The 19,440-nt window shown below is 61.9% G+C and carries 18 protein-coding genes, 1 tRNA gene and 1 pseudogene; 12 read left to right on the forward strand and 8 right to left on the reverse strand.

Annotation, left to right across the window (positions count from 1 at the left end; genetic code table 11):
* The first annotated feature begins 93 nt into the window (after positions 1-93).
* Positions 94-924, forward strand: coding sequence for a 3'(2'),5'-bisphosphate nucleotidase CysQ family protein (locus tag ACVJ5M_RS40080; protein ID WP_187387813.1), 831 nt, complete (start codon positions 94-96; stop codon positions 922-924).
* An 8-nt stretch (positions 925-932) separates the two neighbouring features.
* Here the strand turns inward: ACVJ5M_RS40080 and ACVJ5M_RS40085 are convergent, their stop codons facing one another.
* Complete coding sequence (locus ACVJ5M_RS40085) at positions 933-1,418, reverse strand: YHS domain-containing (seleno)protein (RefSeq protein ID WP_063986679.1); 486 nt, start codon at positions 1,416-1,418, stop codon at positions 933-935.
* A 139-nt stretch (positions 1,419-1,557) separates the two neighbouring features.
* On the opposite strand from ACVJ5M_RS40085, the gene ACVJ5M_RS40090 reads away from it, so the two are divergent.
* From ACVJ5M_RS40090 to ACVJ5M_RS40105, 4 genes are all read left to right on the forward strand, one after another.
* The gene (locus ACVJ5M_RS40090) at positions 1,558-2,163 is read left to right on the forward strand and encodes a DUF1134 domain-containing protein (RefSeq protein WP_028151234.1); all 606 of its coding nucleotides are present in this window, start codon (positions 1,558-1,560) and stop codon (positions 2,161-2,163) included.
* Positions 2,164-2,383: 220 nt separating this feature from the next.
* Positions 2,384-3,682 carry a coiled-coil domain-containing protein gene (locus tag ACVJ5M_RS40095; RefSeq protein WP_063985401.1) on the forward strand — a complete coding sequence of 433 codons (1,299 nt, stop codon included), beginning with the start codon at positions 2,384-2,386 and terminating at the stop codon, positions 3,680-3,682.
* 158 nt (positions 3,683-3,840) lie between these two features.
* Positions 3,841-3,915: transfer RNA gene (locus ACVJ5M_RS40100), tRNA-Val, on the forward strand.
* A 611-nt stretch (positions 3,916-4,526) separates the two neighbouring features.
* On the forward strand, positions 4,527-4,796 hold the full coding sequence (locus ACVJ5M_RS40105) for a hypothetical protein (protein ID WP_084795298.1): 270 nt from the start codon (positions 4,527-4,529) through the stop codon (positions 4,794-4,796).
* Between the two features lie 112 nt (positions 4,797-4,908).
* Here ACVJ5M_RS40105 and ACVJ5M_RS40110 read toward each other — a convergent pair whose 3' ends face one another.
* Complete coding sequence (locus tag ACVJ5M_RS40110) at positions 4,909-6,246, reverse strand: DUF2252 domain-containing protein (RefSeq protein ID WP_354099886.1); 1,338 nt, start codon at positions 6,244-6,246, stop codon at positions 4,909-4,911.
* A gap of 136 nt (positions 6,247-6,382) precedes the next feature.
* Here ACVJ5M_RS40110 and ACVJ5M_RS40115 point away from each other — a divergent pair.
* Both ACVJ5M_RS40115 and ACVJ5M_RS40120 read left to right on the forward strand, forming a co-directional pair.
* Positions 6,383-8,100 (forward strand): annotated as a pseudogene (locus ACVJ5M_RS40115) (SulP family inorganic anion transporter).
* A 24-nt stretch (positions 8,101-8,124) separates the two neighbouring features.
* The gene (locus ACVJ5M_RS40120) at positions 8,125-8,982 is read left to right on the forward strand and encodes a carbonic anhydrase (RefSeq protein WP_354099887.1); all 858 of its coding nucleotides are present in this window, start codon (positions 8,125-8,127) and stop codon (positions 8,980-8,982) included.
* A 227-nt stretch (positions 8,983-9,209) separates the two neighbouring features.
* Here ACVJ5M_RS40120 and ACVJ5M_RS40125 read toward each other — a convergent pair whose 3' ends face one another.
* On the reverse strand, positions 9,210-9,875 hold the full coding sequence (locus ACVJ5M_RS40125; protein WP_063986681.1) for a hypothetical protein: 666 nt from the start codon (positions 9,873-9,875) through the stop codon (positions 9,210-9,212).
* A gap of 414 nt (positions 9,876-10,289) precedes the next feature.
* On the opposite strand from ACVJ5M_RS40125, the gene ACVJ5M_RS40130 reads away from it, so the two are divergent.
* The gene (locus tag ACVJ5M_RS40130) at positions 10,290-10,766 is read left to right on the forward strand and encodes a DUF3302 domain-containing protein (RefSeq protein WP_084795396.1); all 477 of its coding nucleotides are present in this window, start codon (positions 10,290-10,292) and stop codon (positions 10,764-10,766) included.
* 37 nt (positions 10,767-10,803) lie between these two features.
* On the forward strand, positions 10,804-12,060 hold the full coding sequence (locus ACVJ5M_RS40135) for an HlyD family secretion protein (protein WP_456679610.1): 1,257 nt from the start codon (positions 10,804-10,806) through the stop codon (positions 12,058-12,060).
* On the opposite strand, the gene ACVJ5M_RS40140 is transcribed toward ACVJ5M_RS40135, so the two are convergent.
* The 3 genes from ACVJ5M_RS40140 to ACVJ5M_RS40150 form a co-directional block, all read right to left on the reverse strand.
* A complete protein-coding gene (locus ACVJ5M_RS40140) occupies positions 12,052-12,369 on the reverse strand; it encodes a hypothetical protein (protein ID WP_187387814.1) in 318 nt (105 codons plus the stop codon). The two genes, ACVJ5M_RS40135 and ACVJ5M_RS40140, sit on opposite strands and share 9 nt — an antisense overlap.
* 965 nt (positions 12,370-13,334) lie before the next feature.
* Entirely contained in the window at positions 13,335-14,084 is a 750-nt protein-coding gene (locus tag ACVJ5M_RS40145) for a bestrophin-like domain (RefSeq protein ID WP_063985406.1), read from the reverse strand.
* Positions 14,085-14,117: 33 nt separating this feature from the next.
* Positions 14,118-15,455 carry a TAXI family TRAP transporter solute-binding subunit gene (locus tag ACVJ5M_RS40150; RefSeq protein WP_063985407.1) on the reverse strand — a complete coding sequence of 446 codons (1,338 nt, stop codon included), beginning with the start codon at positions 15,453-15,455 and terminating at the stop codon, positions 14,118-14,120.
* A 326-nt stretch (positions 15,456-15,781) separates the two neighbouring features.
* Here ACVJ5M_RS40150 and ACVJ5M_RS40155 point away from each other — a divergent pair, with 326 nt between their 5' ends.
* The 3 genes from ACVJ5M_RS40155 (at position 15,782) to ACVJ5M_RS40165 (ending at position 17,906) form a co-directional block, all read left to right on the forward strand.
* On the forward strand, positions 15,782-17,047 hold the full coding sequence (locus ACVJ5M_RS40155) for a metallophosphoesterase family protein (protein ID WP_231143614.1): 1,266 nt from the start codon (positions 15,782-15,784) through the stop codon (positions 17,045-17,047).
* A 62-nt stretch (positions 17,048-17,109) separates the two neighbouring features.
* Complete coding sequence (locus ACVJ5M_RS40160) at positions 17,110-17,544, forward strand: hypothetical protein (RefSeq protein WP_071909693.1); 435 nt, start codon at positions 17,110-17,112, stop codon at positions 17,542-17,544.
* A complete protein-coding gene (locus tag ACVJ5M_RS40165; RefSeq protein ID WP_063985409.1) occupies positions 17,541-17,906 on the forward strand; it encodes a hypothetical protein in 366 nt (121 codons plus the stop codon). Before ACVJ5M_RS40160 ends, ACVJ5M_RS40165 begins: the two co-directional genes overlap by 4 nt.
* 92 nt (positions 17,907-17,998) lie before the next feature.
* Here ACVJ5M_RS40165 and ACVJ5M_RS40170 read toward each other — a convergent pair whose 3' ends face one another.
* Positions 17,999-18,676 (reverse strand): hypothetical protein, encoded by a 678-nt coding sequence (locus ACVJ5M_RS40170; protein ID WP_231145434.1) that lies wholly within the window; start codon positions 18,674-18,676, stop codon positions 17,999-18,001.
* A gap of 180 nt (positions 18,677-18,856) precedes the next feature.
* Positions 18,857-19,420, reverse strand: a complete 564-nt coding sequence (locus tag ACVJ5M_RS40175) for a hypothetical protein (RefSeq protein WP_084795301.1) — start codon at positions 19,418-19,420, stop codon at positions 18,857-18,859.
* Positions 19,421-19,440 lie beyond the last annotated feature (20 nt).

A 19,440-nucleotide genomic window follows, 5' to 3' on the forward strand; every position in this document is an offset into this window, starting at 1 on the left:
CAAGCCCGTGGCAGCTAGCTTGCGATCGGCTCGAAGCGGCCCTAAAGCCGCGGCGAATCAGTCGAGTAGGATGGAATTGCCGATGAATGAGGCATGCAGGTGAAACGGATCATCGACGGCCCGGCCGCCTCCCACCTGATGGAGCCGCTCACCGCGCTGGTGGTAAAGGCGGGCGAAGCGATCCTCGCGGTCAACCGCGCAGCGATGCGGGTCGACGGCAAGCAGGACGGCTCGCCGGTCACCGAGGCCGATCTCGCCGCCGACCGCATCATCGCTGACGGCCTGGCGCAGCTTGCGGGCGACGTGCCGACGTTGTCGGAAGAGCGGACCCAGCTCGCCTCGCCGCCATTCCGCGACAGCTTCTTCCTGATCGACCCGCTCGACGGCACCAAGGAGTTCGTCGCCGGCCGCGACGAGTTCACCGTCAACCTCGCCCTCGTGACCGAAGGCGTGCCGCTGCTGGGCATCGTAGCCGCGCCCGCACTCGGCCTGCTCTGGCGCGGCATCGTCGGCCGCGGCGCCGAGCGCGTCAGGTTCGACGGCGTGAACATCGGTGCTGCCGAACCGGTCCGCACCCGCACGCTGCCGACGCAGGGCGAGCCCTGGATCGCGGCGGTGAGCCGTTCCCATGGCGACCTCAGAAGCGAGGCGTTCATCGACGGCCGGCCCAATGCGGTCAGGAAGACGGTCGGCTCGGCGGTGAAATTCGGACGGATCGCAGAGGGCAGCGCCGACATCTATCCCCGCTTCGGACCCACTTGCGAATGGGATGTCGGGGCGGGCTGCGCGGTCGTGACGGCGGCAGGCGGCAAGGTCACCGACGGCAACGGTGGCGAGCTCCGATTCGGCCAGCGCGGCGACACCGGCTTCATCATCCCGGAGTTCATCGCCTGGGGCGATCCGCGGGCGGCAGGCTGCTACTGACTGAGCTGTTATTGACTAAGCTGATCCTGGAGCGCCGGCCAGCGCTTGCGTACCTCATAGAGGAAGCGCTCCGGGTCGGCGGCGAAGGCATCGCGATTGGCCTCCCGGCTGAACAGATAGAGCCGCTGCGCCGAAATCACGTAGAAGCGGGGATTGGCGGCGACGGCGACGCCGCGGGCGATGTCGGCCGGATCGTAGCCGCCGAACTGCGGTCCATAGATCTCGGGATGGGCCAGGAAGGACGCCCGGTTGCCCTCGTTGCGGAAACGCCAGACCGCGCCCCAGAGGTTCGCCTCGAACTCGGCCGTCCCCTGCACGGCCGCGCCATCGACGAAATAGGATACGGGGTCGAACCCCTCGATCGCCACGCCGCTGAAGCGGTTGACGACGATCCGCTCGGTGGTGGCGGCCTCGGCCGGCAAACCTGCGCAGGCGATCCAAATGCCCGCCAGCAGGCGGACGAGGAGGCGGATCAAGGCATTTCCGGGGCGCAAAGGGCTATCTTCCTGCCGTTGTGCCGTCATAGTTGCTGCGGATAACATCCGAGTCGAGGGGACATCCGGCGCAACCTAGAGCCGTGCCTGTTGGCGTCAGGTTAAGGAAGCGGCGGCATTCGATACCAGGGGTTCTTTTATGACTTTCGCATCACGCCTTGCTGCGGTCGCGCTTGCCGCGCTGGTCGGCTGGATCGTCCCGGCCTCCGCCCAGCAGCCGCCGCCGCCCAATTTGCCGCCGCCGCAGCGGAGCCCGTCACCCAGCACCTATGGGCCGGACGAACTCGTGACCGCCGGCCACCGCTTCTTCGGCAACGTCTCGCGCGGGCTCGCCTCGATCATCGAGAAGGCCGTCAGCCAGTGGGGCCTGCCCAACGGCTATATCCTGGGTGAGGAAGGGTCCGGCGCCTTCGTTGCCGGCCTGCGCTACGGCGAAGGCACGCTCTACACCAAGAACGCCGGCGACCTGCGCGTCTATTGGCAGGGCCCCTCGCTCGGCTTCGACTGGGGCGGCGACGGTGCGCGCACCATGACGCTGGTCTACAACCTGCCCGCCACCAACGCGATCTACCAGCGCTTCGCCGGCATCGACGGCTCGGCCTATATCATCGGCGGCTTCGGCATGACGGCGCTCACCGCCAACAACATCGTGCTGGTGCCGATCCGCTCGGGCCTCGGGCTACGGCTGGGCGCCAATATCGGCTATTTGAAATTCACCCCGCGCGCGACCTGGAACCCGTTCTAAAGCGCGATCGCGCTTTAGATTGTTGTTCGAGCATGATCTTTCCGGAAAGCCGCTGCGCACTTTGCGCTGACGCGGCCCTTCGGGCCCGGATCATGCTCTAGGGCTCCCTCCTCGGGTCCGATTCCGGATTCACGTTAACAACAGGGCGGGGCTGGCTTTTTGCCGGCCCGCCATGCATTGTCTTTGGTAAATTTTTCCTTGCTTTCGGAGTTCTGGCCCCATGGTCGAACCGATCATGTACCTGGCGATCGGCTTCCTGCTCTCGATGCTGTGCGGGCTTGCCATCGTGCCGCTGGTGCATAACCGCGCGGTCCGCCTGACCACGCGCCGGCTCGAGGCCGCCACGCCGCTCTCGATGGCCGAGATCCAGGCCGACAAGGACCAGCTCCGGGCCGAATTCGCCATGTCGGCGCGGCGGCTCGAGATGAGCGTCGACCAGCTCAAGAACAAGACCACGAGCCAGCTTGCCGAGCTCGGCAAGAAGAGCGACGCCATCAACCGCATGAAGATCGAGCTCGGCGAGAAGAACGCCACGATCTTCGCGCTGGAGGCGCGCGAGAAGGCGGTGAAGGAGCAGCTCCGCGCCACCGAAGAGGAATTCAGCGCCAAGACCGAGGCCCTGCGCGCCGCCGAGAACGCGCTGACCGACAAGCAGGGCGAGCTCGCAAAAATTAATTCCGAGCTGTCCGACCGCTCGATGATGGCGGAGAGCCGGCAGGTCGAGCTGGTCGCGGTGCGCGCGCAGATCGAGAACTTGAAAAATCGCGTCGGCGACGCCGAGAAGGAATTTGCCGCCACGCAGGCGCGGCTGACGCAGGAGCGGACCGAATCCGAGACCGCCTCCCGCGAGCTCGGCGATGCGCGCGGCCGTGTCGAGAATCTGAGCCAGCGCGTCACCGAGCTCGATCGCCAGCTGATCGTGCAGGTGAAAGAGGCCGAGATGCTGTCGGGCCGCGTCGCCGATCTCGAAGGCCGCCTCGCCACGCAGGGCAAGCTGCTCGCCGAGCGCGACTACGAGAACAACCAGCTCCGCCAGGCCAATGAGGGCAATGATCGCACCATCAAGGAGCTGCGCGTCGAGATCGCCGGCTTAAGCGGCGGCAAATCGTCGGCGGCGTTCGAATCGCTCCGCGCGGAAAAGACCGCGCTGGAGGAGCAGCTGCGCACCGCGCGCGACGAGCGCGCAAAACTCCAGCGCGACATCAATGCGATCCAGCAGCAGGCGGAGAGTTCCTGGGCGACCGAGCGCATGGAGAATGCATTGCTACGCGAACGCATCAACGACATCGCCGCCGAGGTCGCGAAGCTCGCGATGCAGCTCGAAGGCCCGAACTCGCCGATCGAGGCCCTGCTGGCGGCCGAGGCCGGCCAGCCCCCGAAACCGGCGCCCCGCCCGGCCAATGACGCCGCCGGCAATGGCGCGGCCGCAATCACCCTGCCCGAGGGCGGCGGAACGCTCGCCGAGCGCATCCGCGCGCTGCAGGCCCACGCCTCCCGCGCCCGCCAGCAGGGCGCATAAGCGGCCCAAACCACGGTTTCGCGCGCGAATCGCGTGATTGACGCAAGGTTTTCCGGCCTCGAGGCGCCTGGAAACTTGACACCTTTGGCCCGCACTTCTAAATCGCGGGCTCCGATGTGCCGGCCGGCCGAAAGTCCGGCCGTCGGCATGATGGTCCCGGGCGCATAGCTCAGCGGGAGAGCGTTCCCTTCACACGGGAGAGGTCCAAGGTTCGATCCCTTGTGCGCCCACCATCCATCTTCCTGAACCCTCCAGATTGCGGACCATCGTCGACGCCTCGCGGCGCTCGTGGACCGGCTCAATCAAAAATGTCGAAAACAACCCCATGCACAGTAGCCGCCGTCAGTCGGATCAATGGGTTACGCCTTTTCCGAAATTCGATTGACGCGTCGGGCAAAACACCGGCATGATGGCATCATCCAAGGAGAGGCCCGCCCCCCCTGCGACTAGCCCGCCTTGACACGCGAGAGGCCCATGGTTCGACCCATGTGCGCCCAGCATTGATCCTAGATTCCAAGAGTCGCTGAAAGCTCCCTTGCGAGGCGTGCGAACGTCCGCTTTGCCAAAAGCGGTCATTCACCCGAGGTCGGCTTTTGACCCACCGCGGACCTCGGGAGGATTCATGTCCATCCCTGAAGACTGAGGCGACCGGAGGTCGTGTGGGTTCGGCGTTTTCAGACGAACGCCCTCGGCCTCAAAGAGCCGAAGTCGCTCCAATCTTCAGATTAGCCCTTGGTTACTACCGGAGCCGGAGCTTTGCGATGGCCCCCTTGATCTGAATCAAGTCTGGCGAAGCTCGCGCGAGCAAGATGCACTGGGATTAGTTGCGTAACGGAGAAAGCCTATGAAACGGACGGGAACGTTTGCCGTCGCAGCTGCCGCCTTGATGGGCGGGGTGTTGCTTACTTTCGGCTGGTCCGAGCAAGGCGGCGTCTCGCTATCTGTCGAGAGCGCTCAGGCGCGGGTCGGTCGCCCGCTGACCCCTGTCAGCGTTGCGGGCGTTGCGCGTCGACAGACGCGACGGGCAGTCGTTGGCGGCGCTGCTGTAGGTGCAGCCGCTGCCGGCACGGCCTGCGTGCGCGTGCTAGTCAACGGCTCTTACGTCTGCCGCTGAGATCTTTGCTGGTCCGCAGCGCAGCACTGTTGCTAGGATTCCAGATAAACCCTGATGTCGCCTTTCTTCACAGCAGCTTTTAGGGTCGCATGGTCGCGCTCGGCCTGGTCGGCTAGGAAACCGCAAAGTGGCCCATGGCTTGGTCGAATTCGTCGCTGGATGAGCCGAGATACCCGCTGATCGTCGCCGATATCTCGCTGACCTTGGCATGTGCACGCGCGAGCACCCAACCGCAGGCGCCCGCATAGACCTCCAGAACTTTCGCGTCGAAAGTTTCGATCAGGGGCTTGATTTTGGCGTCGCGCAGCTGCCGCACGTAGAACTGACGGTCGCGAGAGCCCGTGAGCCAGCCGAGGAAAATATCTGAGGCGGGCTGCATCAGGCGCTGACCCATCACAACGCGCTGCCCGTGATGACGATAGACGCTCTTTCCCGCATAGGACTCCAGAACGGAATGCGCCGCTTCCTTCACCTGCAGAAACAGCGGACTGTTGGCCTCCGACATCATGAGGACGATCCAGCATCGCCGACCCACGCTTCCAACGCCGACCACCTTGATGGCGGCGTCGACCAGCCGGTAGCGGTCGAATAGCTGACGCCGGTCATCGGGCAGCGAATCCCGGTAGATACGCAGGATCCCTTCGAGCGCCGACAGGAAATCAGAAGCGCGAGCCACATCCGGGTGAAAGATGAGCGGAGGTTGCTCCATGATGCGGATTTGTCCGCCGATGCTGCCGGCAAGCTTGGGAAAATCCAGCTCCGAGCCCCGGTCCGCGGCGGCATGGTCAATCCGCCGCTGCAGGTGTTTTCGCGCACTCTTCGGCGCGATCGCCATCAAATCCTCGGCGGGGATGTTCGCGTACCATACGGCGAGTGGATCCATCCTGGAGAATCCGCGCATGTGTTCGCGATAGCCGCGCGCGGCAGCCATCGCGCAATCGCGGCCCGTGACGTCGGACAATCCGATCGATCGTGCGGCGAGCACCACCGAGGCGGCGAGACGCTTGACGTCCCATTCCCACGGGGCCGGCAACGTCTCATCGAAATCGTTGATGTCGAAAATGATATGTCGCTCGGGGGTGGCAAAGCCCCCGAAATTCGCGAGGTGGCAGTCGCCACACGCCTGCACATTCAGTCCGGTGCTCGGCGTCCGCGCCAAATCCGCGGCCATCACACCCGCGGAGCCACGAAAGAATGCGAACGGCGATTGCAGCATCCGGCCATAGCGGATCGGTATCAGCTTCTTGACCCGGCCGGCGTCCGATTTGAGCAGGATGTCGAGGGGATTCGGCCGCTCCCTGGATGGCTTCCAGCGACCCTGTTGCTCGCGCGCGAGCCTGTCGCGCAGAGCCTTGCCGGCGGCAGCGCGATCGCTTGGGAAAACGATGTGGGGTGTTGTGCCGGCAGTCGGCCTCGTCCTGGCCTCTGATCTGTGGCTGGCAATGTCCATCGTGAACCCCGGTTTTCGAACCCCGGTCTATGCCTCATTTTTCGATCGGGAAGCCTCAAGGGCCTTGACTTGGATCAAGCGATCGCTGCGCAGCGTCGTCAACGTTGCCGTCCCACCAGCCGAAAGGCTTGGCATGATGGCCGACGCGACAGAACCAACGGGCAGCGTCGAGCGGCAGAGTTCGTGGCTGTCCTGGCTGCCACCGACCCGCTGGCTCGCAGATTATTCCGCGGCCTGGCTGCCTTCCGACATCATCGCCGGCGTCACGCTCGCAGCCTACGCAATCCCAGTCTCCCTTGCCTATGCCGGACTGGCCGGGCTGCCTCCGCAGGTCGGCATCTACGGCTACCTGCTGGGAGGAATCGGCTACGCGTTGTTCGGTTCTTCGCGCCAGCTTGCGATCGGGCCGACCTCCGCCATCTCGCTCATGATCGCCGGCACGGTGGGCGCGATGGCTGCCGGCGACACACTCCGTTACGTGCAGATCGCCAGCCTTGCAGCCTTCACCGTGGCCGCACTCAGCCTCTTCGCCTGGCTGTTGCGGTTGAGCGCGCTGGTCAAACTGATCAGTGACAGCATTCTTGTCGGGTTCAAGGCTGGTGCCGGCCTCACTATCGCGATGACGCAGTTGCCGAGCCTGTTCGGCGTCCCGGGCGGCGGTCACAACTTCTTCGAACGGGTCTATCTGCTCGTCGGCCAGCTCGGTCAGACCCAGCTGCTTGTCCTTCTCGTCGGGATCGTGGCCCTCGTGCTGCTCGTCGTCGGCGAGCGTCTGCTGCCGGGACGCCCCGTCGCGCTCGGCGTCGTGGTGCTGGCCATCGCGGCCGCGAGCCTGCTTGGTTTGCCGGCGCTTGGCGTTCCCGTGACAGGCAAGATCCCGTCGGGTCTGCCGAGCCTCGCCCCGCCGGCTCTGCGGATCCGGGACGTCGAGGGCATCCTGCCGCTTGCGGGGGGCTGCCTGTTGCTGGCCTACATCGAAGGCGTGTCCGCGGCGCGAACCCTTGCGGCGAAGCACGGCTATGCGGTCGACGCACGCCAGGAACTTCTCGGCATCGCCGCCGCCAATCTCGCCGCAGCCATTGGTCAGGGCTACCCGGTTGCCGGTGGACTGTCGCAGTCGGCCGTCAACGACAAGGCCGGCGCCCGTTCCGCTTTGGCGCTCATCTTCGCCTCGGCCACACTGGCCCTGTGCCTGCTTTTTCTCACGGGGTTTTTGGAGAACCTTCCGAAGGCTGTGCTGGCCGCGGTCGTCCTCACCGCCGTGTATGGACTATTGGATTTCCCGGCGATGCTCCGCATGTGGCAGGTCAGCCGCATCGACTTCCTGGCAGCCGCAATCGCGCTCCTCGCCGTGCTCTGGCTCGGAATTCTGCACGGCATCCTGCTCGCGGCGCTGGCTTCCATTCTGCTGCTGCTGGCACGTGCATCGCAGCCCCACGTCGCCTTCCTCGGGCGGATTCCGGGGACCGAACAATATTCCGATATGGAGCGCCATCCTGACAACGAGCCGGTGCCCGGCGTGATCGTGTTTCGGCCGGAGGCCTCACTCATGTACACCAATGCCGATACCGTGCTGGAAGCGGTTCTGAATCGCGTTCAATCCCCCCGGACCCAATCCGTTTGGCGGTCTGCGATCTGTCCGCATCGCCGTATATCGATCTCGCGGGTTCGCGGATCCTGCGCGAGCTGGAGACTGAGCTTTCCGGCCGCGGTATCGCGCTGCGGATCGTCGGCGCCCGCGGGAGGGTGCGCGATCTCCTGCGCGCCGATGGCCTCGAGGACAAGGTTGGAGGCATCGATCGCACCGCAACTGTCGAGAAGGTGCTTTTGGTGACCTTGAGACAGGTAGGCTAACCTTGTCCGCAAAAGGAAGCCGATGTGAAAACGGTCGACGTCATCTACCGATATCAAGCAGATGCGCCTGCGAGACACCGACCGTCCGATAGCGACGAAGCGCGACTTCGTCTCGATGAAGGCAACCGGACCTTCGCCGCGCTGCTCGACCAAGTCAAAGACGAACATGGGCGGACAGAGAGGGTCGTGCCCGTCGATGCGCGTGATCTAGGCCTGATCTCTGGCCAAATCGGAACACCCACCCAACACCCCTTCGCCGCGGTTCTTGGCTGCTCGGACGCCAGGGTGCCGATCGAACTCATTTTCAACGAAGGTCCGAACGACCTCTTCGTCGTCAGGGTCGCAGGCAACGTGCTGGGCAAGGACGTCCTGGGCAGCCTGAAGTTTGCGGTGGAGCACCTAAACGGCAGTGTAAAACTCATCGTTGTCTTGGGACATAGCGGATGCGGCGCTGTGACCAGCGCTGTGGATGTGTTTCTGGATCCCGGCGACTACCTGTCCCTCGCGACGAAGCATTCGCTGCGCAACATTCTGGATCGTTTGCTGGTCGTGATTCAGACGTGCGCAAGGAAGTTGGCTACGGCGTTCGGACCGGAGGTTGCGCACCGCCCGCGATACCGAGAGGCTCTTATTGAGGCATCGATTGTGACCAACGCCGCGCTCGCTGCTTATTCAATACAGCAAGGCGTCGGGACTAACGAGGCGGGTGAACTGCAGGCGGTGTATGGCGTCTACCTTCTTGAGACCCGGGAGGTGTGGGCACCGCATGCGGGCGACACGAAAGGCGTCGGACTGGCGGCAGCCCCGCACGACCTTGCCGGATTTGTCGATCTTGGCGGCGCCATTGTTCGGTCGGAGCGAATTGCCCGTCTTCTCGGATAGCGGAACAAACGTTACACCGATCTCTCTGATCGCACCACGAGATCGTTATGGATCCTCGAGATCGCGGCGTATCGAATCGAACATCAGAAGCCAACTGGCCATCGGCACCGAAGGGCTCCTGGAGTTGAATTTTTCCCAAGCACGGGGGACCTCGGCTAGGCGCGTGATGCGCGCGGCAGCGGCGCAGTGGTAACGGTTCTAGCTCATTACTTCGTGGAGGGAGGACCTCACGACGAACTCGGTGCCGCCTCCTTCTCCCACAGAATGGATAGGCTGATCAACAGGACCCAGAGCGGGAATACCAGCAGGCTCCAGTCGAGATAGTAGCTCCCGATGAGGAGTATGATCGCTACGACGTATCCCCCAAGTGCGAGCCAGCGAGGCGTCAAATGTGTGTAGAGGGCGATGGTGGACGTCGTAAACATGAAGACGGTAGCTGTCTTGATCAGGTAGATGTTGATCATCCCATAGGCTAGGCCGCGTCCGAAATGAAAAGTCGGTGAGTTTTCGAGCGCTCCGGGAGCGGCATGAAATGCAGTAATGATGGCGCCAAACGCCGCCGCGGCCGCGAAAAGCATCGCCAGCAGCAACAAGCCGCTACCCAGGAAGACCGTTGCAAAAAACTGGTCTTCGCGCGCACCAAGCCTGTCGCGAAGCACGCCAATAAACCAAAGAAAGGCGACGCCGGCAAAAGGCACGAGGTTCATCGCGAGCGTCACGTAGGTCAAACTGCCTTCGAGCCAAGCCCCCGGTTCGAAGGGATCACCGGGGATCGAAAGCCGCATGAGCCAGAAGACTGCGAACAAAAGAACCGAAAACAAGATGCCCGCAACAGCCGCGGCTCGTGGGGTTCGTAGATGCGCGTGGGTGAGCCTCGCTTGATCAGAATTCATGGCGGAACTCCCTTCATCTTGGTCCACTTGGTCGGAAGCTCTTACCCACCATGGCGAACCGGATAACTACAGACATCAGCTAGGCCAGTAGGGGCGACGACTCCGCCGAGCAGGCCGTTCAGTGAAGTGGCGGCAAGGCAAAAAGCTTGATCTATATCAACTGCACTTCGGCGGGGCGTGCGAGTTATTGCTGCAATTGGCAATAGTGCAATCGCGATGCGTGATTGCATCTGGCAGCAGCGGGAGAGCGCCGCCCGCCAGGAAGCACAAATTTGACCTGCGCAAGCGCACGTACGAGGCGCGGGGCTTGAGGGGCTTGATGCATCCATAATTCCAAGTTCTCAAGCCGTTAGTGACGTGGTCGACATAGAGAGTGCTCAAGGCACGTAATGCTCCACCTGAATGAGGGCGAGCATGGAAGATCCATTCCTGAACTACTTCGCACTTGGCTTGCTGTTTTTCGTGGTGATCGTTCTGGTGTACGGCATGATCGCGATCCACGACATTCCAGCCAAGATCGCGCACGCGCGTCACCATCCACACGCGGACGCGATCCACGCCGCCGGCTGGATCAGCCTGTTCTTGCTGCATGTGCTGTGGCCGTTCCTCTGGATCTGGGCGATGATGTATAAGCCGGATCGAGGCTGGGGTTTCGCTCACCAGCCGGGCGAGCCGGCCTCGCCGAAGGAGGCGGTGGCTGAGTTGGAGGAACTCAGGCGTCGCATGGCAGAGGTCGAGGCCAAGCTCGAGATCGGAGATCGAGCAGCTCAATTGAGCAAAGGCGGGCGCCGGGTTGCGGTCGAGTCGCCTGGATCATCGGGTTCAGCCGCCGAGGTGAGCGCTCCTGCGACGGAAGGGGCAGATGCGAAGGGCCGAGGTGCTCGGCGATAGCTGATGCACGCTCACAGCTCGGAGTGGGAGGTCGCAGATGGAACTCTTGCTCGTATTGACCTACGCCGCACTCTGCTATGCCATCTTCAAGATTTTCAGAATCCCGGTCAATCAATGGACGCTGGTGACAGCAGTACTCGGCGGCGCCTTTGGCCTTGCGCTGCTGTTCATAACCATGGCCTACAACCACCCGTTCTCGACCAACACGCGCATCTATTTCGCGGTCACCCCTGTACTGCCCGGGGTGAAGGGGCGCGTGATCGAGGTACCGGTTGAGGACCGTACCAACCAGCACCTCGAAGCCGGAGAAGTTCTCTTCAAGATCGATCCCAAGCCTTACGAATACATCGTCGCGCAAAAGCGAGCGGGGCTGGCGGACGCGGAGGCCAATGTCGCCCAGCTCAAGGCGTCCGTCGATCAGGCATCGGCGGTGACGGGAAAAGCGAACGCCCAACTGCAGCTCGCGCAGGAAAACTACGATAGTCAGTTGACGCTGTTCCAGAAAAACGTGGTGGCGAAGGCAACACTCGACACCGCAACGCGCAACTTCGATGCGGCAAAACAGACAGTCGCCGAGGCCGCTGCTGCAGAAGATCGAACCCGACAAGCGTTTGGCGCGACTGTTGATGGTGAACACTCGGTCATCGTACGTTTACGCAATGAGCTTGCCGATGCTCAATACGATCTGGACCAGACCATTGTTCGAGCCCCGACAGGCGGCTTTGTCACCGAGCTGGTATTGCGGCCGGGCGTGTATGTGGTCCCGGCGCCGTTCCGTCCAGCCATGATTTTCGTCAACGACAGCCATAGGGACCGGGCTTTGGTAGCGGCGTTTCAGCAAAACACCCTGCAGCGTGTTCGTCCTGGCAATGAAGGCGAAGTTCTGTTCAAGGGCATACCGGGTCGCGTATTCAAGGCCAAGGTCCGCCTCGTGATTGATGCGATCGCTAGCGGCCAGCTTCAAACCACGGGCACGCTAGTGAATGTCGAGGGGCCGCCGACTGGAGACCGGGCTCTGGCCGTCCTTGACCTCGTCGATGACGTGTCCGGTTACCAGGTGCCGCTTGGTTCGGAAGGCGAAGCCGCCATTTACACCGAGCATTTTCATGAGCTTTCGTTGTTACGGAAAATTCTTCTGCGCATGCGCAGCTGGCAGAACTATGTATTCCTCGAAGGACATGGCGGGGTGGCGGAGGATCGGGCGGCCACCATTAATGACAAGCGCCATCCCTTAGCTCCAGTTTTGGCAAACGAGGGATGGGAACGCGGTCGTGTTGCGTTAGTATCAGGGTGACGAGCAGCGAGAGTATCGCTTTCGGCAATAGATCGCGGCCACGCGACTCATCTCTAACGCCACCGCGCAGGCGGCGTTCAGGTTTTCAACATCCGCGCCGGGCGCACTAACCAGCACCTCGAAGCCGGCGAAGTTCTTTTCAGGATCGATCCCAAGCCTTACGAATATATCGTCGAGGAAAAGCGGGCGGGGCTCGCGGACGCGGAGGCCAATGTCGTCCAGCTCGGGGCGTCCGTTGATCAGGCCTCGGCGACGACCGCAAAGGCGAAGGCCCAACTGCAGCTCGCGCAGGAGCAATACGATGCTCAAGCGACGCTGTTAGCCCTGACCGAGCGTCGTCAGCACCTCACGTCATCCAATGTCGCCCTTTGGCCCATCAGCGAGTGGCGGCACGCCCTTGCCCCGCTTCGGCAGACTACGCTCGTTGATCCAGATCAACGACCTCCGGCCCCAGATGTGCGCCGATGCGCGCTTAAGGGCGACTACCCTGTTTTGGGCGACTTCAACAGGAGAGCAACAATGATCAGGTTATTTGCTGTTGCCTTCGCACTGGCCTTGGCGTCATCGGCGCAGGCCATGCTCCTGATACCCCTTCAACAGCCGGACGGGATTGTCATCCAAGTCCGCGAAGCATGCGGACCGGGTATGCGCCGCACTGCGAATGGTGCTTGCATCAGGACTCCCACCCGACGTGCCGCCAGCAGGTGCGCACGTGGAGTGACATGCTAACTTCGTGCGGCCGCTGCCGAGCAACGCGGCAACACTGCGTAAGCTCGTCCGCAGAAAAGGGAGCACGCCCACATGAAGCGCCTCGTCGCGTTGCTACTCTTTGGGCTCTTGCTTGCTCCGGCATTCGCTCAGACTCAGACCCCCCCGCAGCCTCCGCTAATTCAGCAAGTTCACCCGGGGGTCACTTACGAGGACTGCGTGGAGAGATGCAAGAAATGTGGGACCGGGAAAAACCCGGACTGTGTCAAGAATTTCTGCACAGGCTATCCGCACCGAAAACGAGGTGCGGCGCCTTTGCCTGTCGTCTGTCCATCATACGATTAGGCCGCTTCTATTCCGCTTCTGGCCCCTAGTCGACCTCGCTAATTTCCCAAACGTCCGCTTTGCCCTCGCAAGCAGAAATCAGCCGACCGACATGGGCCAGATTCGGACATCTCAGCACAATGCGCACCTTGATCAATTCGAAAAGCCGCGGCAGCAGGTCGCGACGACCACGATAACCGTCGGGGCTCGCTCTGGCCGGCAATCTCGATCATGCGAATGGCTTAGGGGCCGAGCGGCGTGAGGGCGTCGCGCAGTGGCGCGCTGGAAATTTGCATCAAACCCGCAAATGGCTGACCCAGCTCCAGGACCAGGTAGATCGCCCCGGCGGCCGACAGTGCAAAAACGAACAGCGAGCCGAAAACGGTTGCGCTGGGTTTGGCAAACAGGCCGAAGCTTCCAAAGATGATGGTGAGCCAGAAAATCAGCACCACCAGGAACGGCATAGGGATCGAGTTGTTCGTCTGTGCGAACAGCGACAGGCGGGTTTGCGCAATGTCGGTGGCGATCTGTAGGGCCCTGGCTTGCAGGGAGCGTTGGGAATCGTTCTGCGGCGAAAGCTGCTGAAGCTTCGCAAAGAATGCTTCGCTTGCGGCGCTCGCCTCGAAGGGGTTCGCCTTGGCAACCTCGGAACTTTTCTCGCGCCACATTCGATCGGCTAAAACAACGATGGCCCGCCGCAAAAGGTTGCGTTCGTCATTCGCCTCCGGTCCGTACTGCGCCAGCAGATTGTCGAGCAGGACAACATTGCTCGTCATCTGCGTGACTTGAGTGCTCTGCGTGTCGTATGAGCCCTTCGCCGAGGCGATCAGCAGGCCGAGGACAAGCGCGGCTATCGTCCCGATGAGGCCCGTGCCCAGCCTGACCACATCCTTGTCATCCGTGCTCAGGTGATGCCCAGGAAGGAACATACCGAGCAGGGCACCGCCTGAGATGCATAGAAACGTGATGCACGATAGCGCGATTGCATTCATGATTCACCACTGTGTTGCGAGGCGTGTCGTGACTTAGCGCTGTGTCGCCTTCGCCGCGGAGGCAACTGCGGGTCCCTTGGCGATCAATGTGCGTCGGTCGTGAATCAAGCTCTCCAGCCGGTGGGCTGCCACGTTCAATGTGGCATCATCCACCGCGCTCTCGTCTCCAGCAGCGGATTTGGCGAGCTCCACCTTTAGAATGCGGTCGATTTCGTCTTCGATATCCGAAAGTTCAGCCTCTGTATCGACTTTCCGAATCCGGCGCGCCAGGGCGTAGAGAGAATCGAGCGGGCCTTCGGCTGCGCGGCTGCCGAGGCCCAGGAATTTCCACGCCGCCGCAAGCATGGTGGCAGCGCCACCCAGTACCATCGGCGTCAAATAGATCCAGTTGCCGTACTCATCCATGAAGCTTTGCGTGGTGCTGTTGTAGACGGCTGCGGCGCCAGGGTGCAGCGGAAGGTAGGCATCCTGGTCGGTGCTGGGCGCGGTGATCTGCGCGAAAATCGGCTGCTCACGCAGAAGATTCCTGCGCGCGCTCATGATCGCCTCCGTGAGGTCGGTTACCAGATCAGTGCCAAGCTTCTTTTGCGCAACCAGATATAGCGAGGTCCTCAGAGTCGTCAGGTCATCTTCCGGGACCGGCGGCGATCCCCGCAGTGTGCCCTTCGGGACGTCGAAGCTTTCAAAAGCGCGCTCATTCTCTGCAATTGCCCCCGCGGACTCGATTGGGATCAGTACCGGGGTCTTTTTACGGTCAAGCTGAAAAAATCCGCGAACGAGCGAGAGGTATTTTTCGGCGAGCGGGATCACGACAAGCAGGGCGCCGACTTGCTTCGACTGAATGGCTTGCCGGACATCCGTCAAAGCAAGGTTCTTGAAGACAACTTTTGCGCCCGCCAGATCGTATCCCTTGGTCAACACATCGACAATTTTGGCGTTCACTGCTCCGCCGACCACGCCGACCGTGCGTCCCTTCAGGTTGGCAATGCTGTCGATGGACGATCCCGGCGGCGCGATGATCAGTACGACCATATGGCTGACGACGACGACGGCTTGCGCCTGCGACAAGTCGCCGACATCGCCGCGAACCACAGCGAGATCGACCTTGCCCGCGGAGAAAGCCGCAGCGGCCTCGAGCGCGGTGCCGCTGTCGATGACCTTGAGCCGGACCGGCGCGTTCGCTGAAACGAACTCGCCTGCTATCGCTGACATTGCCTTCGCTGCCTCGCCGTCGAGCGAGCCGACCGCCACAGTCAGCGTTACCGGGCGGCTGTAGTACCGATAGGCAAGGAGACCCGCGCCTGCCGCAAAGGCGACGACGCCGACGAGCAGGAAAAAGCGAAGCCACAGCGGCAATTTCATCGACATCATGCTCGCCACCTGTGTGGGTTCGCCACGTCCTTGCCGCTGTATTTCTGCACACCTGCGATGCCCGCAAGCGTCCGCGGCCAGAATAGCTGCCAGCCGCCGCTCTACGTGCTCGCTGCTACGGCAGATGAGGACGTTGATCTATATCAAGCTTACCCGCCGCTGAAGGTCCACGGGAAAGCGGTCGGCAAATCGGGCTGTTTGCGCGCCCGATACGGCGGCTCATTCCCTCTCCTCGATCAGGGGTGATCATTATGCAATCCTCTTGGCCTAACGAGCCCAGTCGTCGCCTGGTTCTAGGCGCACTCGCAGCACTGCCCGCATTCTCCGTGCCACTCGTTGCCAACGCGCAGGCCCAAACAACAACCGCGCAAGCACCCGTTTCCATCGGGGGCGGCTTTTCATTCGCTGCGGTCGGCGATACCCGACCGATGATGTACCTCCCGTTGAAAGAGGGACAACCGGACCTCAGCAAGTTCTTCGTCGAGATGTTCGGATTGGTCATGCCGGAGAAGGTCGCCGAGGCCGTCGTAGCGAAGGATGTGAAGATGATCTTCGATCCGGTCACAAAGGACCTGATCAAGGTCGTCATGCCGTTTACATCCAAGACGGAAGTGATGACCCTGACGGTAGATAAAGGTTGGGTCACCGAGGCATCCGTTGAAGACGTGAAATTGCTTCCCGGAGTGCATCGAACCATGTTCCGGCTGCAGGGCGGCGAATGGGTGACGCGCGAAATCGTCAAGGACGTTCAATCCGGTCGCGCCAAATTCGTGGTCAATAGCGGTGACGCTGTGTGGTGGGGCAATCAGGGCTTGACCGTGAGTGACAGCCCATACTGGAAGCGCGTGAACGAAACAATGTTGAAGAAACTACCCGCGCCGGATGACGAGATGCGCGCAGCCGGTCTGGATGGGCGCTTTTTCATGAGTGTGGGTAATCATGAGGTGTGGGCCGACCCAAAGATTGAGGGCGTACTTTCGGCTGTGCCGTATCTGAAAAAATTCGGCGTCACGCCGGAAAACCTCATCTACAAATTCGACTTCAAGGGCACCCGCTTCATCTATCTCTGGAGTGGCAAGTACGATTACCGTTCGCCGTCGCTGTGGGACGCTGATCGGCCAAAATATGCCGAGCAGATGACCCAGCTTCAAAAGTGGATGGACGAGGCCAAGGCCAATGGCATTCGGAAGGCGTTTATCGTCTTCCACTATCCCGTGTTTGCGCGGTCAGGCTTAGGCCCGATCCCGGCTCCCGATAACCCGCACAAGGTGATTGCGTCGTATGCCAAGGACATGGAGGTGGTCGTGTTGAACGGGCACGTCCACACCACGGAAATCTACGACGTAGATGGGGTAAAGTATCTGATGTTGGGCGGTGGGGGCGCAGAACAAGACCCAATCCTGCCGGGGCGAACCAGCATCAAGGTGCCCGCCGACTATCCGCGGGACCTTTACTGGAAGGGCCAGCCTCCGCAAGAGGAGTACAACTACGTGCTGGTGGACGTTGAACCCGGCCAGAAGACGAAGTTCACCCTCAATCGCTTCCGGCCGTGGTCGGCGGAGCCATTCGGGACTGAGGAACTCTTCACGTGACAGCAAGCGGGCAATAGGCCGGGAGTGAGGTTCTGGCGACAGTACTCCTGATTATTCACGGCTTGGTCGCCGTTGCACTGCTTGGCGCGATTACGCACCAGACCTTGGCGACGTGGGCGACTGTGGGAACGCGCCCCAGTTCGTTTTTCGGCCGCTTTCGCTCCGTGTCATCGGCCCGGTTCGCCGACGCCGTCGTCGTCTTGTATGCCATCTCCATCCTGCTCGGTGGGATCATCTATCTGTATTTTCGCGTCGACATCAGGCCAGAGTTAGAGCGCGCCGGTCATTGGCCAGCCCTGGGCTTCTTCGACCTCAAGGAGCACTTCGCCGCTATCGGTTTTGCGTTGCTACCAGCCTACTGGGTTTGCTGGCGACGGCCGCGTGCCGACGAGCCTGCTCAGACGCGCACGATGCTCACCTCGATCCTCGCCTTTGTCATCTGGTGGGGCTTCCTAACTGGCCACGTCGTAAACAACATCAGGGGTTTCGGCGCATGACGTTATCGGCTGCGTTCCGCCGCTTTGCATTCGCGTTCGGGACGACATTTGGCTTCCTCTACGTGGTTGCACTCGCAAAGGACCTTGCTCTTTTCACCGTTTTCCCGTCGCTCGGCATCGTGCTGGCGGGCACGCATCATTCGCGAGACGTTGCTGACCCTGCGATGGGATTTCTAGCTCCAGCGATGTACTGGTACGGGTGGGCCGCGACGGCCGCGCTCGGGGCACTGATCGTCGCCCTCGTTGCTGCGTCGTTACCCGGACGTTCAGTGCGAAACTTCTGGTCGGGATGGGTGTGGATAATTCCCATCCTCTCGATGATCGCTTGCGTCTATCTCACCCTGCCTTGGTTTAGGCTCTGACTTGGGTGCTTCCGCACATGGATCATGACCGACCAAGCTCAAAGCGGGCTCTCTGGTCGGAAAGCCGGTTCGCAGTCTTCCGGATTCAAGCCTCAAGCAGCCCGATCCGGCCGGAAGGCGGCGTAGAGACCGACGAGGGTTCCGATAGCGACCAGGCCTGCCGCCAGCAGCACCTGCAATTCCCCATCATCGGTGGCGCCTGCGGACGACACCAGTCTGGTCACAATGACGAACAGAATGCCCACGGAGGCTGCTGCACCCACACTGAGATAAGCGAGCTCTCGCGTCAGGTTCCGGCCAAGAAGTCCGAGGGCCGTGAAATACATCGCGCAAGCGTTGGGATGAACGAACAAGGCAACGCGCGCATAAGGACCGTAGGAGTCGAGGAGGGACTCACATCGGCTCATTGCCGCTTTTGAGGCAACCCGCTGCAACATCGGCCTGAAAAAGCGAGCCTGTCCGTAACTCAGAACGGCGCCCACGATGATGGCCGCCCACGCCACGATGAAAACGGAGACATCCGCAGGCTTCGGATTGAGCGCCACGGACATCAGGATGAGGGCGGTTCCGGGAAAATAGCCGAAATACGGAAAGACCGACTCCAGGAGCACGCAAGCGAACATGAAGACCGGAAACCATGCCGAACCGGTCGCACCCTGGACGATCGCGTTCAAGTCGAACAGGTTCGTCTTGTACAGGACGAGGTACATGCACATGGCCAATCCGGCCAGCGCGTAGAACGGCAACGCCCCCGACAAAAACCGCCTCATCCAGCCGCCGCGCTTTGTTTCGCGGACACGGCGGAGACCTTCAATATCGGGACAAGACAACGGAAACGCATGGCTCATGTTTAGGCGAATGAGATTGCCCCTGTCGATAGCAATCCTCGCCCCGGCTGCGCGGGCCAATCGCCGCATTGAAATGCCCGCCGATCGGGAAGGTGCAGTCGATCACAGACCTAGTGTGACCTCAGCCCAGTGCATCGCGGTGCTGCCGCCCAGAAACTCGATCACGCGGGGTTCGATGGTCTCCGGCCGATCGGAGCCGGTGACAGCGGTCGCTGCGATCATGTCGCAACGCTCGTTGTAGACGACCGACACCAGCGTTTTGCCGGGAGCGCCACGTGAGTTGAGCGTGTAGGCGCGGCTGCGACCGTTCATCGACGCAATCCTGATGGGATGGCCGGAACCGCGTGGAGAGACTTCGCCCAGGAGAACGGTATCGCCCATGCGATCGAGGTCCTCGTCATCGGCGACGCCCGTCGCGCAATTGCAAAAACCTATCTTGGCGCGCAGGTACAGCGTCACCTCGACACCGCAGTCGGAAGCCTTGCACCGGAACGCCTTTCCCTTGCCCCATTGGTCGATCGAGAACGGCCAAGTCACCTCGTGCCACACCGGCGTGGCGGAATTTGCGGCGGCATGCCGTGGCACATGGAGCCACACGAGCGACGCCGCCAGCGCGCTTCCCAGCGAGATTGCTGCGACGGCGATGGCGGCTGCCCTTCTCATCATTCCACCGTTCTCGTTCCGGC

It is taken from the genome of Bradyrhizobium sp. S3.7.6, from assembly GCF_054061875.1.

What these genes read in the sequence shown, in the direction of transcription:
- ACVJ5M_RS40080 (WP_187387813.1), top strand. Translation starts at nt 94, where the DNA reads ATGCAGGTGAAACGGATCATCGACGGCCCGGCCGCCTCCCACCTGATG.
- ACVJ5M_RS40090 (WP_028151234.1), top strand. Translation starts at nt 1,558, where the DNA reads ATGACTTTCGCATCACGCCTTGCTGCGGTCGCGCTTGCCGCGCTGGTC.
- ACVJ5M_RS40095 (WP_063985401.1), top strand. Translation starts at nt 2,384, where the DNA reads ATGGTCGAACCGATCATGTACCTGGCGATCGGCTTCCTGCTCTCGATG.
- ACVJ5M_RS40105 (WP_084795298.1), top strand. Translation starts at nt 4,527, where the DNA reads ATGAAACGGACGGGAACGTTTGCCGTCGCAGCTGCCGCCTTGATGGGC.
- ACVJ5M_RS40110 (WP_354099886.1), bottom strand. Translation starts at nt 6,246, where the DNA reads ATGGACATTGCCAGCCACAGATCAGAGGCCAGGACGAGGCCGACTGCC.
- ACVJ5M_RS40125 (WP_063986681.1), bottom strand. Translation starts at nt 9,875, where the DNA reads ATGAATTCTGATCAAGCGAGGCTCACCCACGCGCATCTACGAACCCCA.
- ACVJ5M_RS40130 (WP_084795396.1), top strand. Translation starts at nt 10,290, where the DNA reads ATGGAAGATCCATTCCTGAACTACTTCGCACTTGGCTTGCTGTTTTTC.
- ACVJ5M_RS40135 (WP_456679610.1), top strand. Translation starts at nt 10,804, where the DNA reads ATGGAACTCTTGCTCGTATTGACCTACGCCGCACTCTGCTATGCCATC.
- ACVJ5M_RS40145 (WP_063985406.1), bottom strand. Translation starts at nt 14,084, where the DNA reads ATGAATGCAATCGCGCTATCGTGCATCACGTTTCTATGCATCTCAGGC.
- ACVJ5M_RS40150 (WP_063985407.1), bottom strand. Translation starts at nt 15,455, where the DNA reads ATGATGTCGATGAAATTGCCGCTGTGGCTTCGCTTTTTCCTGCTCGTC.
- ACVJ5M_RS40165 (WP_063985409.1), top strand. Translation starts at nt 17,541, where the DNA reads ATGACGTTATCGGCTGCGTTCCGCCGCTTTGCATTCGCGTTCGGGACG.
- ACVJ5M_RS40170 (WP_231145434.1), bottom strand. Translation starts at nt 18,676, where the DNA reads ATGAGGCGGTTTTTGTCGGGGGCGTTGCCGTTCTACGCGCTGGCCGGA.
- ACVJ5M_RS40175 (WP_084795301.1), bottom strand. Translation starts at nt 19,420, where the DNA reads ATGATGAGAAGGGCAGCCGCCATCGCCGTCGCAGCAATCTCGCTGGGA.